Source organism: Micromonospora echinaurantiaca, assembly GCF_900090235.1.
In the GTDB taxonomy this organism is placed as follows: Bacteria; Actinomycetota; Actinomycetes; order Mycobacteriales; family Micromonosporaceae; genus Micromonospora; species Micromonospora echinaurantiaca.
Genome location: NZ_LT607750.1, coordinates 4,515,617 through 4,529,045, shown reverse-complemented (window position 1 = coordinate 4,529,045; position 13,429 = coordinate 4,515,617). Strand labels below are relative to the sequence as shown.

The window sequence follows — 13,429 nt, the reverse complement described above, 5'->3', positions numbered from 1 at the left end:
CCGGCCTCTGGTCAGGGCGTGACTGGTGCGCTGGGCGTGCTGGCGGGCTGGAACAGTTCGATGAGATTGCCGGCGGGGTCGGTGAGCAGGATCTGACGTCCGCCCGGCCCGGTAACCACCTCGCCGCGGAAATCCAATCCGCTGCCGCGCAGGCGGTCGATCTCGGCATCGAGGTCGTCGACGACGAGGTGGATACGGTTGCGTCCGGCGGTGGCGGCGTCGGCGGGAGTGGCACGGGCGCCGGAGCTGGTCGGTCCGGACAGCAGCAGCCGTAGCGGGCCGCGCACCACGTCGGCGAAGGCGGGAGCGGCACTGGTGTGGACGGTGAACCCGAGATGGGTCGTGTAGAAGTCGACGGCGGCCTGGACGTCGTCGACGAGGTAACGGACGCTCGCGTACTGGCTGGGTGTTGTCATGACGCGGTCTCCTTCGCGGGCCGGGTGGCGCTGAGCAGGGGCAGCAGATGTCTGACGCGGGTGTCGATGTCGGTCGCGGCGCGCTGGAAAGCGGAATAGTCGGGGTCGCTGGTGTCGCCGGTCGTCGTGGGGTCGGGAACGCTCCAGTGCATCCGCCGAGGCTCGGCTGCGAAGTCGGGGCAGACCTCGCGGGCCTTGTCGCACAAGGTGATCACGTAGTCGTACCGGCGGCCGGTCACCGTATCGAGGTGCCGGGGCTGTTGTCCGGTGATGTCGATGCCGAAGGTGTCGCGCAGCACCCGTACGGCGTAGGGATGGAGCCTTGGTCTCGGCCGGGTGCCGGCGCTGAGAACCGTCACCTGGCTACCGGCTCGATGGCCCAGCAGGGCCTCGGCGATCGGCGACCGCGCGCTGTTGCCGGTGCACACGAACAGCACATCGAGACGCGGTGAGCGCCGCGGGTCCACGGGAGGGAGCGCTGCTTCCCGGTGCAGCGCCGGGTGCAGGGCCGTTCCGATACCGGCCAGCGCCCGGGCGCAGTGGTCCAGATCGAGGTGGTAGTAGCTGTCCCGGCCGTCGAAGCTGCTGCGCGTGGCGATGACGAGCCCGCTGTCACGCAGCAGTCGAAGGTGGTAGGACACCAGGTTCTGTGGCTCGCCCACCAGCCTTACGAGCTCCCGGACGCGGTAGTCACCAGCCGCGAGTGCGGTCAACAGCCGCCAGCGCAGCGGATGGGCGGCCAGGTAGAGGAACGCCGGGGCATCGGGGCTCGATGGCGCCATAGACCGACTTTACATCAAAACCATTTGATGGGTTGACGGATCGGGGTCGGGCGTCAGCGGGCTGATGGGTTGCCGGACCGGCGTCGGCGGGCTGACGCAGGCCGGGCTCTACTGACCCCGCCACATCCGGCCCGCGAGCGGCGCGGCGGCACCCGGCCCGAGGCGGTGGCACCGAGCGCTCGCCGCCGGTCGGGTCAGCCGGCGGCGGCATCGAGCGCTCGCCGGTCCGGTCAACCGGCGGCGGCGAGCAGCGCCTCGGCGACCTCGGTGCGGACGCTGAGCAGCGTCCGGCCCTGCCGGTGGGTGGTCACCAGCCCGGCCGCGCGGAGCGTGGTGAGGTGCTGCGACACCCCGGCCGGGGACATCCCGGTCCGCCGGGCCAGCTCCCCGCCGGCGGTCGGCGCGGCCAGTTCGGCCAGCAGCCGGGCCCGCCCCGGCCCGAGCACCGCGGCCAGCGCCCCGGGGGTGCCCGCCGGGCTCTCCCAGAGCGTGCCGACCCCGCGGGCCGGGTAGCTGAGCTGCGGGGCGTCCCCGGCGGCGACGCTGAGCACCGACGGCCAGACGAAGACCGAGGGGACCAGCACGAGGGCGCCACCGGCGGGTACGTCGGGGGCGGCGCAGTGCCGCTGGGCGATGCGCAGCGTGTCGTCCTCCCAGCGGACCCACTCGTGCAGGTCGTTGAGGAGCGCGGCGACGCCGTCCTCGGCCAGCCGGCGGGCCCGGGCGAACACCTCGGCGTCGAGCAGCACCCGGATCCGGGGCCAGTCGGCGGCCACCGCGAGCCGCCAGTATGCCTCGATCTCCCCGGCCAGCCGGCGCAGGCCCGCCTCCGGGTCGGCGTACAGGGCGGCCACCGCGGGCGGCCGGTCGCCGGGACCGAGGTCGAGCTGCGCGCGTACGGTCGCGGCGGGGGTGGCCCGCAGCACCGCCAGCTCGGCGGCCAGGTCGGGGTTGAGCCCGGCCGGCGGCGGGGTGAGGAAGTCGGGGAAGTAGCCGGGTGCGGCCGGGATCAGCTGCCAGAGCAGCCCGTCCGGGCCGAGCAACCCGGCCTCCGCGAGGCGTGGCCGCACCCGGCGCACCCAGGGCAGATGCACGGCGTGGCGGCCGGGCTCGCGGAGCACCCGGACGCCGGCGGCCACCTCCCAGAGGCAGGAGACGGCGAAGCGGATCCGGGCGACGCCGGCCGCGGACAGCCCGATCGAGACCACGGCACCCCCGGTGGATTCAGCTGGGACTGAAACGATACTGCCGGCGGCCGGACCCGCCCAGACTGGCCGGGTGAGCGATCAACACAGCCGAGCAGAGCTCTTCCGTTCCCTGCACACCGCCGCGTCGCCGCTGGTCCTGGTCAACGCCTGGGACGTGGCCAGCGCCCGGATCGTGGCCGCCGCCGGCGCCCGCGCGGTGGCCACCACCAGCGCCGGCGTGGCCTGGAGCCTGGGCGCCCCGGACGGTGACGCCCTCGGCCGCGAGGCGGCCGTCGACCTGGTGCGCCGGGTCGCCGCCGCGGTGCCGGTACCGGTCTCCGCGGACATCGAGTCCGGTTACGGGGCGAACCCGGCGGAGGTTGGCGAGACCGCACGGGCGGTGATCGCGGCCGGCGCGGTCGGGGTGAACATCGAGGACGCCCGGTACGACGGTGGGCCGGTGCTGCGGGACGTGGACGACCAGTGCGCCCGGATCGCCGCCGTCCGGGCGGCCGCCGACGCCGCCGGCGTGCCGGTCTTCGTCAACGCCCGTACGGACACCTTCCTGTGGGGCGTGGACGGGGTCGCGGGGACCGTGGCGCGGGCCAGGGCGTACCTGGCCGCCGGCGCGGACGGGGTGTTCGTGCCGGGCGTGGTCGACCCGGAGACCATCCGGGCCCTGGTCACCGGCGTGTCGGCGCCGGTCAACGTGCTGGCCGGCCCGGGTGCCCCGGCGGTGCCCGAACTGGCCCGGCTGGGGGTCGCCCGGGTCAGCCTGGGCTCGGCGGTGGCCGAGGCGGCGTACGCGGTGGCCCGCCGGGCTGCCGACGAGGCGTTCGGCCCGGGGACGTACCAGACCCTCGCCGGCGGGTTCGACTACGGCGCGCTGAACAGCCTGATGCGCTGACCCGCGCACGGCGAGGTGCCGGCCACCGGGTGGTGGTCGGCACCTCGCCGTCGCGACCGTCCAGCTCCGTCGGCCGCGCCGGTGCGGTCAGAGCGGCGGAGCGATGTCCCGGCGCTCCTCGACCCGCCGGTACTCCACCGGCTCGACGGGCTCCGTGGTGCTGACCACCTGGCGGCGCCGGCCCCAGATGAGGGTGGTCATGATGAGCCCGAGCACGCCGGCCGCCATCAGGATCCAGCCGACCACGTCGAGGTCGATGCCGCCGATGCTCGCGTCCAGCGCGAAGGTGAGGATCGCGCCGACGGCGATCAGGAAGATGCTGGTGCCGATACCCACGACAGCCTCCTTGTCAGGGGATGTGGTGTGCTGTCGAGGGTCTTCAGTACCCCGGCGCTGACCAGCGCAACCATGCCGCGACCCGGGGCCGGGTGGGCCGACGGACCGGGGGATCTTGTCATCGGGTAGAGTTTGCCCCGTCGCCGGGGAACGCCGGCGGCACGCGGACGTAGCGCAGCTGGTAGCGCATCACCTTGCCAAGGTGAGGGTCGCGGGTTCGAATCCCGTCGTCCGCTCGCGAACCACCCCGGGTCTCCGACGGGTGGTCACCAGGGGCGATTGGCGCAGTGGGAGCGCGCTTCCTTGACACGGAAGAGGTCACTGGTTCAAACCCAGTATCGCCCACCGTACGTGGCAGTGCCCGAACTCCATGCGGGTGCTGTCGTTTCCTCCGCTTGCCAGCGTGGTTCCGGGTCAGGCCGTGGCGCTTCCAGCTCGGCTTCGGGTCATCGGCAGGCGGCGTCGACCAGCACGCGGGCCGCGGCCTTGGCGGTCTCGGGGATTTCCGGATCCGCGTCCAGCACACCGGCGGACAGTCCGCCGTCGAGCAGCAGGGTCAGCTGGCGGGCCAGCCGTGCCGGGTCGGCGGCGCCGGCCCGGCGGGCCAGGTCGGTCACCCAGACCAGCACCACCCGCTTGTGCTCGACGGTGCGGGCGTGCACATCGCCGCCGGCCTCGCTCTCGGCGGCGGTGTTGATGAACGCGCAGCCGTGGTAGCCCTCGCGCCGGCACGCCGAGGCGAGCGCGTCGAACATGTCGACCAGCTGGTCGCGTGGGTCGTCGCTGCCGGCGCGGGCCGCGGCGCGTAGCTGCCCGAACCAGGTCTGGTCGACCTTGTCCAGGTACGCCAGGACGAGGTCGTCCTTGCGGGGGAAGTGCTTGTACAGGGTCGCCTTGGCCACGCCGGACTCGGCGATGACGGTGTCGACGCCGACGCCGCGGGGCCCGTGGGCGTAGAACAGCCGGAACGCCGTGTCGAGGATCCGCTCGCGCGCGGGCTGGGCTGGCTTGGTCACCCGTACACACCTCCACTGGCCAGGCCGAACAATGATACAGACAAGTCTGTTCATGCCCTGGTTTGGGTTGTTCCTCCCTGGAGCTGGATGAGTGCTGGTGGTAGACAGACCTGTCTGTTAGCTTGGTGGCCCGGGCGGGAACCCGCTCCGGATGGCCAGCCAGACCTGACGAGGGAGCAGCACCATGAAGATCGCGGTTCTCGGCACCGGAATGGTCGGTCAGGCGCTGGCCGGCCGCCTCGCGGACCTGGGCCACCAGGTCACCGTCGGCACCCGCGACGTCGCCGCGACGCTGGCCACGACCACCCCGGACGGGATGGGCAACCCGCCCTACGCCGCGTGGGCCGCCGGCCACCCGCAGGTCCGGCTCGCCGCCTTCGCCGACGCGGCAGCCGGTGCCGAGCTGCTGGTCAACGCCACGTCCGGGGCGGTGTCCATCGCGGCGCTGCGGGCCGCCGGTGCCGACAACCTGGCCGGCAAGATCCTCATCGACCTGGCCAACCCGCTGGACTTCGGCAACGGGTTCCCACCCACCCTGTTCGTCAAGGACACCGACAGCCTCGGCGAGCAGATCCAGGCCGCCTTCCCGCAGCTGCGCGTGGTCAAGGCCCTCAACACGCTCACCGCGGCGCTGATGGTCGAGCCGAAGGCCCTCGCCGGCGGCGACCACTCGGTCTTCGTGTCCGGCAACGACGCCGAAGCCAAGAAGACGGTCACCGGCATCCTGACGTCCTTCGGCCACACCGACGTCGTCGACCTCGGCGACATCACCACCGCCCGCGGCACCGAGCTGCTGCTGCCGCTCTGGCTGCGCCTGATGGGCGCGCTGGACACCCCGCTGTTCAACCTCAAGGTCGTCCGCTGACCCGGGCCCCCGGCCGCCGGGCGTGGCCGGCTCACCGGCGGTCCGCGCCGGTCGCGGCGTAGACGGCCAGCTGCACCCGGTTGGCGCTGCCGGTCTTGGTCATCAGGTTCGCCACGTGGGTCTTCACGGTGGTGACGCCGAGGTGCAGCCGGGCGGCGATCTCCGGGTTGGACAACCCCTGCCCGACCAGCGCGAGCACGTCGCGCTCGCGCTCGGTGACCCCCGCCGGCGCCGCCACCGGGGCCCGGTTCGCCTGGGTGTGCACCGCCTGCTCGACCAGGCGGCGCAGCACGGCCTGGCTGAACGGGCTGTCCCCGGCGGCTGCCCGCCGCACCCCGTCCAGCAGCTCGGCCGGGCTGGTGTCCTTGACCAGGAAGCCGCAGGCGCCCGCCGCCAGCGCCGGGTACAGGTGGTCGTCGTCGTCGAAGGTGGTCAGCACCACCACCCGGGTGGCCGGCCGGCTCGCCAGGATCCGGGCGGTGGCCGTGGTGCCGTCGACGCCGGGCATCCGCAGGTCCATCAGCACCACGTCCGGGCGGAGCTGCTCGGCGAGCCGGACCGCGGCCGCCCCGTCGGCGGCCTCGCCGACCACCTCCATGTCCGGCACCGAGTCGCACAGCATCCGCAGGCCGGCACGGACCAGTTGCTGGTCGTCGACGAGCAGCACCCGGATCACGCGGCCACACCCGTGGGCACCCGCGCGCTCAACCGCCAGCCGGTGCCCGCCGGGCCGGCGTCGAGCCGGCCACCGAGGACCTCGACCCGCTCCCGCAGGCCGACCAGCCCGTGCCCGGCCGGCCCGTTGGGCGCCGAGCCGGCCGGGCCGCCGGAGTCGCGCAGCTCGAACTCCACCCGGTCGTCGTCGACCTGGATCGACAGTCGGGCCCGGGCCGCCGGGCCGGCGTGCTTGGCCACGTTGGCCAGCCCTTCCTGGGTCAGCCGCAGCACGGCCAGCGCGGTACGGGAATCCAGCCGGACCACGTCCGGGTCGATGTCCGCCTGCACCTGCAGGCCGATCCGGTGGCTGCGGTCCACCGCGGTACGCAGGGCCACCGGCAGCCCCTCCGGGTCGACGAAGGTGACCTCCCGGGCCGAGCCGGGATCGCGCAGCACGGCCACCAGCCGGCGCAGGTCGGTCAGCGCCCCGGAGCCGGTCGCGTGCACGTCGTCGAGGACCTGCCGGACCCGGGGATCGTCCAGCGGCAGCACGTTGCGGGCCACCGCTACCCGGAGCACGATCGAGGCCACGTGATGCGCCACCAGGTCGTGCAGCTCCCGGGCGATGGCGGTGCGTTCCTCGGCGCGGACCCGGGACACCTCCTGCCGGGCTCGGTCGGCGGCCTGCCGGTTCAGCTCACCCAGCGCCCGCACATGCAGGCCGAGCAGCAGCGGCGCCACCACCGCGGCGGCCGCGGCGTAGAGGACGGTGAGCGCCACGTCGATCAGCTCGTCGTAGTCGGAGAGCATGCTGCCGGTGAGACCGACCACCAGGCCGGTCCACACCTGCCAGCCGGAGCGGCGGGCGCCCAGCTCGAACATCGCCCAGGCCAGCGCGACCGAAGGGACGGCGTCGTTGTCCGCGCCGAACAGGTAACCCACCGCGAACGCGACGGACACGCCACAGACGACGGTGAACGGGGACCAGATCCCGGAGTAGCCGAAGAGCAGGACGCCGACCGCGAGCCCCCGGTCGAGCGAACTCATGGTGCTGCCGGCCGGGGTCAGGACGAGGTAGCCGACCCCGGTCAGGCTCACCAGGGTGAGCCGGATCGCGGTGTACCGCTCCTCGAACAGCCGCTCCACCCAGAGCATGCCGGCATCCTATGCGGCGGTCCGGGCGGGCAGTAGCGCCGCGGAACGCGTGGGCAGCAGCCAGGCCGCCGCCGTACCGGCGGCCGTGGCCAGCACCAGCACCGCGAACGCGGCGAGCGTGGCGGCGTCCGGGGCGGTGAGCGGCTGGCCGCGCAGCGCCTGCCAGGTCACCAGCACCAGCAGCCCGCTCCAGGCGAACGCGAAGACGAACACCAGGCGGGTCCGCCGGGCCACGTCGCCGACCAGCCCGGACAGCAGCATCGCGAACAGCAGCAACGCCTGCAGGCCGTGAATGCCGACGAAATGCCCGATCCGCAGGTCACCGCCGGTGGTGCTCCACCCGGTCAGCGGCATGCCCGGCCCGCCGTCGGGCACCCCCACCGCGTGCGCGCCCATGGTGGTGCCCAGTCCCCGCTCGTCGAGGGCGAGTTGGGCCTCGGTCGGCATCGTCATGGTGAGCCCCTGCAGCAGACCGACCAGCAGCACCACCATGCCGAGCCGCACCGCCCAGGTGCCGGCCCGGTCCGGCATGCCGTCCCGCCAGAGCAGGACGGTCAGCACCGCGGTGCCCAGCCAGAGCACGCTGATCAGGCCACCCATGGCCTGCCACAACGTCTCGTCCAGCGGGGTGGCCTCGTTGAAGTGGCTGGCCCGGCCGCGGGCGGCCTGGGCGACGATGATGCCGACCTCCAGGATGGCGGTGCCGACGACGGCGTACGAGGTCCAGCTGGCGATCCGCCGGCCGCGCCGTAGGTGCGCCATCAGCCAGGCCAGAGTCAGTCCGTAGAGGACGAAGGAGGCGGCGAACTTCGCCGGCTTCAGCCAGATCGGCTGCCCGCCGAGCGTACGGTCGTCGACGACCAGGCCGGCGGCGCTGGCCACGAGCAGGCCGCCCATCAGGGCGGCGAGGAGGGTGAGGGCGGGGCTGCCCCGCCAGGCGGTGCGCAGTGAAGTGGTCATGCCTCGACGGTCGTCGTCGCGGGCGGCCAGCACCTCCTGCCGCACGGCCGGACCGGGCTCCTGCCACCGGCCGCGCCTCCTGCCACCGGAGGAGCCCGGCGGCAGGAGGCGCGGGTTGCCCGGGCGGCTTCTGCCGTCAGCAGATCCGCTCACCGTGAACACCTTGCCGGGGCGTCACCGAGAGGCGGCACAGTGGAGCCCATGCGACTGCTGGTGCTGGGTGGTACGGGTTTCGTGGGCGGGGCGACGGTGGCCGAGGCGGTCCGCCGGGGCTGGTCGGTGACGGTGTTCAACCGGGGCGTCTCCGGGAGCACGCCGGAGGGCGTACACCGGCTGCGGGGTGACCGGACCGCGCCCGGCGGGCTGGCCGCGCTGGCCGACGGCGAGTGGGACGTGGTGGTGGACACCTGGGACGGCGCGCCGCGGGCGGCGGGGGCGGCGGCGCGGGCGCTGCACGGCCGGGTCGGGCAGTACGTCTACGTCTCCAGCGGGTCGGTCTACGCCGAACCGGTGCAACCGGGCTCGGCCGAGGACGCGCCCGTGGTGGACGCCGACCCCGACGCCACCGACGGCGACTACCCGCAGCTCAAGGCGGGTGCCGAGCGCGCCGTGCGGCAGGTGTACGGCGACGCCGCACTGATCGCCCGGGCCGGGCTGATCCTCGGCCCGGGGGAGGACATCGGCCGGCTGCCGTGGTGGCTGGAGCGGGTCGCCCGAAGCGGGGAGGTGCTCGCACCCGGCCCGGCCGACCTGCCCCTGCAGTACGTCGACGCGCGGGACCTGGCCGGCTGGCTGCTCGACCGGGGCGCGGACCGGCTCGGCGGGACGTTCAACGTGGTCAGCCGCACCGGGCACACCACCATGGGTGAGCTGCTCGACGCCTGCATCGCGGCCGCCGGGGCGGACGCCCGGCTGCGCTGGGTCGACCCGGAACCGATCCTGGCCGCCGGCGTGGTGCCCTGGAACGACCTGCCGATCTGGATCCCGCTCGGGCACGAGTACCGCTGGTTGCAGGAGCGCGACGTCAGCCGGGCGTACGCGGCGGGGCTGACCTGCCGCCCGGTGGCCGAGACGGTGGCCGACACCTGGCGCTGGCTGCGCCAGGTCGGCACCGTGCCGCCGCGGGCCGGGCGGCCGCAGCGGGCGAAGGTGGGGCTCGACCCGGCCCGGGAGTCGGCGCTGCTGGCCGGCCTCGCCCCGGCCTGACCGGCCGGCGCGTCCCCGCTCGGCCGGGACGGCGGCGCCCGCCTGGCCGGGACGGCGGCGCCCGCCTGGCCGGGACGGTGCCCCGCACGGGAAGCCCCACCCGAGCCCGACGGCCCGCCGGTCACGGGTGGACCGGCAGTTCCAGCACCTCGTCGACGTCGCGGCGGGGCGTCGGCGAGCCCGGCTGGCCGTAGCCGATCCGCAGCACCATCTGTGGGGTGCCGAACCGGCCCAGCGACAGCCGCAACTGCTCCCGGGCCCCCGGCACCTCGATCGGCTGCGACAGCATCGACGCCGACAGCCCGGAGTCGGTCGCGGTGAGCAGCACCCGCTGCAACGCCTGCCCGGCGACCACCTGGTCCACCGCCGTGTTGCCGGCCGAGCCCAGCACGGCGACCAGCGGCTCCGGTTCGAAGTCGCGCCCCGGGGCCCGGTTCAGCCCGCCGAAGCCACGGGACGGCAGCAGGTCCTGCGGCTCACTCTGCGGGCCGCCGGCGGCGGCCGGCACCCCGTCCGGTGCGGGCTCGGTGCGCACCCAGTCGGTGCGTTCCGCCCGGTAGGCGGGGTCCCGTTCGAGCACCCGGTGGGCGCTGCGGGCGATCTCGGCGAAGGCGTTCACCGCGCTGACCCCGATCAGCAGCTCCAGCCAGCACAGCTCGGCCCGGGCCGCCTCGGCGAGCCGCCACCGGGCGTCGGCCGGCACCGGGTCCGGCCAGAACGGCGCCCGGTTGCTGAACCGGCGGGGGATGGCGGCGTGCAGGCTCTGCTCCGCCGGGGTGGGTCGGCGGGGCACGTCGGGCACCAGCCGGGCCACCACGTCCGGCTCCGCAGGGTAGGGGCGCAGCCGCACCCGGGCCGGGGTGCCCGCCACGGCCAGCGCGAGCCGCAGGTTGAACAGGGCCGCCCCGCAGGCGATCCGGACGCCCCAGCCGCTCGGGTCGGTGGCCGGCAGCCGCCGGGTCGCGTCGACGAGCACCTCGATGCCGCCGTCGCGCAGGCGGAACCGCCACGGCTGGGTGTTGTGCAGCGACGGCGCCCGTACCGCGTCGGTCACGGCATCGCGCAGCTGCTCGACGGTGTAGGCGGTGTCCATCTTCGGCTCCTTCGGCACTCGCCGGGTTCCTCTCCACCGTGCCCCGGCCGGCACCGGGCCGGACAGGGCCGGACGTCCCGTCCGCCCGGGCCCGAGCGCCCCCCGCCGCAGGTCAACGGCCTTGTGCGCACCCGCCGGGCCAGGTCCGCCCGCCCGCCTCCGGCGGCCTGCCACCGCCCGCCGCTGGTGCGGCCGCGTCCGTTCCGCCCGGTCGGTCACCCGTGGCGTCGGCTGTCCGTTCGGCCGCAGGTCACGGCGGTTCGGGACCTTCGGCCCGTGCCGATCCGCCCGGCGGCGGGTAGAAACGAGGAATGATCCGGGTGTTCCTCCTCGACGACCACGAGGTCGTCCGTCGTGGCCTTGCCGACCTGCTGACCAGCAGCGGTGACATCGAAGTGGTCGGCGAGTCTGGCTCCGCCCAGGAGGCGGCGCGGCGGATCCCGGCGCTGCGGCCGGACGTGGCCATCCTCGACGCCCGGCTGCCCGACGGCAACGGCATCGACGTGTGCCGCGACGTCCGGGCCGTGGACTCCTCGATCAAGGGTCTGATCCTCACCTCGTACGAGGACGACGAGGCGCTGTTCGCGGCGATCATGGCCGGCGCGGCCGGCTACGTGCTCAAGCAGATCCGCGGCACCGACCTGGTCGACGCGGTACGCCGGGTGGCGGCCGGGCAGTCGCTGCTCGACCCGGCGATCACCACCCGGGTGCTGGAGCGGATCCGCAGCGGCGTCGAGCAGCCCCGGGAGCTGAAGGACCTCACCGACCAGGAGCGGCGGATCCTGGAGTACGTGGCCGAGGGGCTCACCAACCGGGAGATCGCCGGCAAGATGTTCCTGGCCGAGAAGACGGTCAAGAACTACGTCTCCAGCGTGCTGGCCAAGCTGGGCCTGGAGCGCCGCACGCAGGCCGCCGTCCTGGCCACCCGCCTGCTCGGCAAGACCACCCACTGACCCGCCACCGCTCTCCCCGCCCGCCGACCCCGGCGCGCACTTTCTGGGAACGAGTGGCCTCGTCGCGCCCGGATGCCACTCGTTCTCCGTACGAGCGCCCCATGCGGTCGTGGCCGGGGTAGGTCAGGGAGGGTCAGTCGCGGAGGGGGACGGACCAGTGCAGTTCGGTCCCGCGCGGGCTGGCCGGGCGCACCTCGAACACGCCGCCGTGCCGTTCGGCGCGTTCGCGCAGGTTGACCAGCCCGCCCCGGCCGGCGGCCGGGTCGCAGCCCACCCCGTTGTCGGTGACGGTGACCGACACCTGCCCGGCGTCGACCCGGACGGCGACCGCCACCCGGTCGGCCTGGGCGTGGCGTACCGCGTTGGACAGCGCCTCCCGCAGCACGGCGGTGAGGTCCGGGCGGACCGCGTCCGGCACGGCGCTGTCGATCGGGCCGGCCAGCTCCAGGCTGGGCCGGTAGCCGAGCGACTCGGCGGCCACCTCGACCGCCTCCCGGATCTCGGTGCGCAGCGCCGCGCTCATCGGCGTGCGCAGCTCGAAGATGGTGCGGCGGATGTCCTTGATGGTGGCGTCCAGGTCGTCGACCGCCGCGTTGATCCGCTTGGCGATCTCCGGCTTCGCCGCCATCGGGGCGGCGCTCTGCAGTTGCAGGCCGGTGGCGAAGAGCCGCTGGATGACCACGTCGTGCAGGTCGCGGGCGATCCGCTCGCGGTCCTCCAGGACGACCAGCAGCTCCCGCTCCTCCTGGCCCCGGGCCCGCTCCATGGCCAGCGCCGCCTGCCCGGCGAAGCTGCCGAGCTGGGCGAGCGCCTGGTCGTCGATGCCGGACGGCAGGTGGTCGGACCGGTGCGCGATCACCAGCACGCCGTGCAGGGTGTCCGCGGTGGCTAGCGGGGAGACCACCGCCGGGCCGGTGTGCAGCAGTGCCGGCCAGGGCGCGGCGTGCGCGAGGTTGTCGACCACGTCGTGCCGGCCCTCGGCGACGGCCGCGGCGAAGCTGGTCTCGGCGGCCGGCAGCGCGGTGCCGACCAGCGCCCCGGCCTGGTCGCCGGCCCCGTCGACGACCTCGACGGTGAACTGGCCGGCGTCGGGGTCGTAGAGCAGCACCAGCGCCAGCTCGGCCTCGGCCACCTCGCGGGCCCGGCGGGCCACCAGCGCCAGCGCGTCGGTGCGGCGCACCTCGCCGAGCAGCACCGAGGTGATCTCGGCGGTCGCGGCGAGCCAGCGTTCCCGCTGGTGGGCCAGGGCGTACAGGCGGGCGTTCTCGATCGCCACGCCGGCCGCGGCGGCCAGCGCGACCACGATCTCCTCGTCGTCGTCGGTGAACTCGGCGGCGTCCTGCTTCTCGGCCAGGTAGAGGTTGCCGAAGACCTGGTCGCGGATGCGCACCGGCACGCCGAGGAAGCTGTGCATCGGCGGGTGGTGCGGCGGGAAGCCGTACGAGTTGGGGTGCTGGGTGATGTCCGGCATCCGCACCGGGCGGGGGTCGTCGATGAGCAGGCCCAGCACGCCCCGCCCGTGCGGCAGGTCACCGATCTTGGCGTGCAGCTCGGCGTCGATGCCGTAGGTGATGAAGTCGTGCAGCATCCGGTCGGCGCCGATCACGCCGAGCGCGCCGTAGCGGGCCCCGGCCAGCTCGCACGCCGCCTCGACGATCCGCTGCAGGGTGCTGCGCAGATCCAGGTCGGTGCCGATGCCGACCACCGCGTCCAGCAGCGCCCGCAGCCGCTCGCGGCTGGTGACCACCTCGCCGACCCGGTCGAGCATCTCCTGCAGCAGCTCGTCGAGGCGGACCCGGGACAGCGGGCTCAGCCCGAGCGAGGGCGTCGCCGGGAGCTCCGGCCGGGGGTTCGGTGCGTTGGCGGCCATCGGCCGATCTTAACGACCGGCCGGCC

14 protein-coding genes and 2 tRNA genes are annotated in these 13,429 nt (G+C 74.5%); 6 read left to right on the top strand and 10 right to left on the bottom strand.

The features are described 5' to 3' along the window. Positions 1-11: 11 nt before the first annotated feature. The 3 genes from GA0070609_RS20285 to GA0070609_RS20275 form a co-directional block, all read right to left on the bottom strand. Positions 12-416: a VOC family protein gene (locus GA0070609_RS20285; RefSeq protein ID WP_088995238.1), complete on the bottom strand. Its 405-nt coding sequence runs from the start codon at positions 414-416 to the stop codon at positions 12-14. Next, on the bottom strand, positions 413-1,198 hold the full coding sequence (locus GA0070609_RS20280; protein ID WP_088995237.1) for an arsenate reductase/protein-tyrosine-phosphatase family protein: 786 nt from the start codon (positions 1,196-1,198) through the stop codon (positions 413-415). Before GA0070609_RS20280 ends, GA0070609_RS20285 begins: the two co-directional genes overlap by 4 nt. A 230-nt stretch (positions 1,199-1,428) precedes the next feature. Continuing rightward, positions 1,429-2,406: an ArsR/SmtB family transcription factor gene (locus GA0070609_RS20275; protein ID WP_088995236.1), complete on the bottom strand. Its 978-nt coding sequence runs from the start codon at positions 2,404-2,406 to the stop codon at positions 1,429-1,431. Between the two features lie 70 nt (positions 2,407-2,476). On the opposite strand from GA0070609_RS20275, the gene GA0070609_RS20270 reads away from it, so the two are divergent. Next, entirely contained in the window at positions 2,477-3,292 is an 816-nt protein-coding gene (locus GA0070609_RS20270) for an isocitrate lyase/PEP mutase family protein (RefSeq protein ID WP_088995235.1), read from the top strand. Between the two features lie 87 nt (positions 3,293-3,379). Here GA0070609_RS20270 and GA0070609_RS20265 read toward each other — a convergent pair whose 3' ends face one another. Continuing rightward, a complete protein-coding gene (locus GA0070609_RS20265; RefSeq protein WP_088995234.1) occupies positions 3,380-3,628 on the bottom strand; it encodes a DUF6458 family protein in 249 nt (82 codons plus the stop codon). Positions 3,629-3,791: 163 nt separating this feature from the next. Here GA0070609_RS20265 and GA0070609_RS20260 point away from each other — a divergent pair. Both GA0070609_RS20260 and GA0070609_RS20255 read left to right on the top strand, forming a co-directional pair. After that, positions 3,792-3,864 (top strand) — tRNA-Gly (locus GA0070609_RS20260). Positions 3,865-3,901: 37 nt separating this feature from the next. Further along, positions 3,902-3,973, top strand: a tRNA-Val gene (locus tag GA0070609_RS20255). 101 nt (positions 3,974-4,074) lie between these two features. Here GA0070609_RS20255 and GA0070609_RS20250 read toward each other — a convergent pair. Then, positions 4,075-4,644, bottom strand: a complete 570-nt coding sequence (locus tag GA0070609_RS20250) for a TetR/AcrR family transcriptional regulator (protein ID WP_231928355.1) — start codon at positions 4,642-4,644, stop codon at positions 4,075-4,077. 184 nt (positions 4,645-4,828) lie between these two features. Here GA0070609_RS20250 and GA0070609_RS20245 point away from each other — a divergent pair, with 184 nt between their 5' ends. Then, positions 4,829-5,509, top strand: a complete 681-nt coding sequence (locus GA0070609_RS20245; RefSeq protein ID WP_088995232.1) for an NADPH-dependent F420 reductase — start codon at positions 4,829-4,831, stop codon at positions 5,507-5,509. Between the two features lie 31 nt (positions 5,510-5,540). Here the strand turns inward: GA0070609_RS20245 and GA0070609_RS20240 are convergent, their stop codons facing one another. Genes GA0070609_RS20240 through GA0070609_RS20230 form a run of 3 tightly spaced genes read right to left on the bottom strand, consistent with a single transcriptional unit; the run spans position 5,541 to position 8,281 of the window. Further along, complete coding sequence (locus tag GA0070609_RS20240; protein WP_088995231.1) at positions 5,541-6,185, bottom strand: response regulator; 645 nt, start codon at positions 6,183-6,185, stop codon at positions 5,541-5,543. Beyond that, on the bottom strand, positions 6,182-7,321 hold the full coding sequence (locus GA0070609_RS20235) for a sensor histidine kinase (protein ID WP_088995230.1): 1,140 nt from the start codon (positions 7,319-7,321) through the stop codon (positions 6,182-6,184). The genes GA0070609_RS20240 and GA0070609_RS20235 overlap by 4 nt, the downstream gene beginning before the upstream one ends. A gap of 9 nt (positions 7,322-7,330) precedes the next feature. Continuing rightward, complete coding sequence (locus GA0070609_RS20230; protein WP_088997861.1) at positions 7,331-8,281, bottom strand: hypothetical protein; 951 nt, start codon at positions 8,279-8,281, stop codon at positions 7,331-7,333. Positions 8,282-8,482: 201 nt separating this feature from the next. On the opposite strand from GA0070609_RS20230, the gene GA0070609_RS20225 reads away from it, so the two are divergent. Continuing rightward, positions 8,483-9,487 carry an NAD-dependent epimerase/dehydratase family protein gene (locus tag GA0070609_RS20225; protein ID WP_088995229.1) on the top strand — a complete coding sequence of 335 codons (1,005 nt, stop codon included), beginning with the start codon at positions 8,483-8,485 and terminating at the stop codon, positions 9,485-9,487. A gap of 121 nt (positions 9,488-9,608) precedes the next feature. On the opposite strand, the gene GA0070609_RS20220 is transcribed toward GA0070609_RS20225, so the two are convergent. Continuing rightward, positions 9,609-10,580: an Acg family FMN-binding oxidoreductase gene (locus GA0070609_RS20220; RefSeq protein WP_088997860.1), complete on the bottom strand. Its 972-nt coding sequence runs from the start codon at positions 10,578-10,580 to the stop codon at positions 9,609-9,611. 311 nt (positions 10,581-10,891) lie between these two features. Between GA0070609_RS20220 and GA0070609_RS20215 the strand changes: the two genes are divergently transcribed. Next, entirely contained in the window at positions 10,892-11,533 is a 642-nt protein-coding gene (locus GA0070609_RS20215) for a response regulator (RefSeq protein ID WP_088995228.1), read from the top strand. A gap of 133 nt (positions 11,534-11,666) precedes the next feature. On the opposite strand, the gene GA0070609_RS20210 is transcribed toward GA0070609_RS20215, so the two are convergent. After that, a complete protein-coding gene (locus GA0070609_RS20210) occupies positions 11,667-13,403 on the bottom strand; it encodes a sensor histidine kinase (protein WP_088995227.1) in 1,737 nt (578 codons plus the stop codon). Positions 13,404-13,429: the final 26 nt, after the last annotated feature.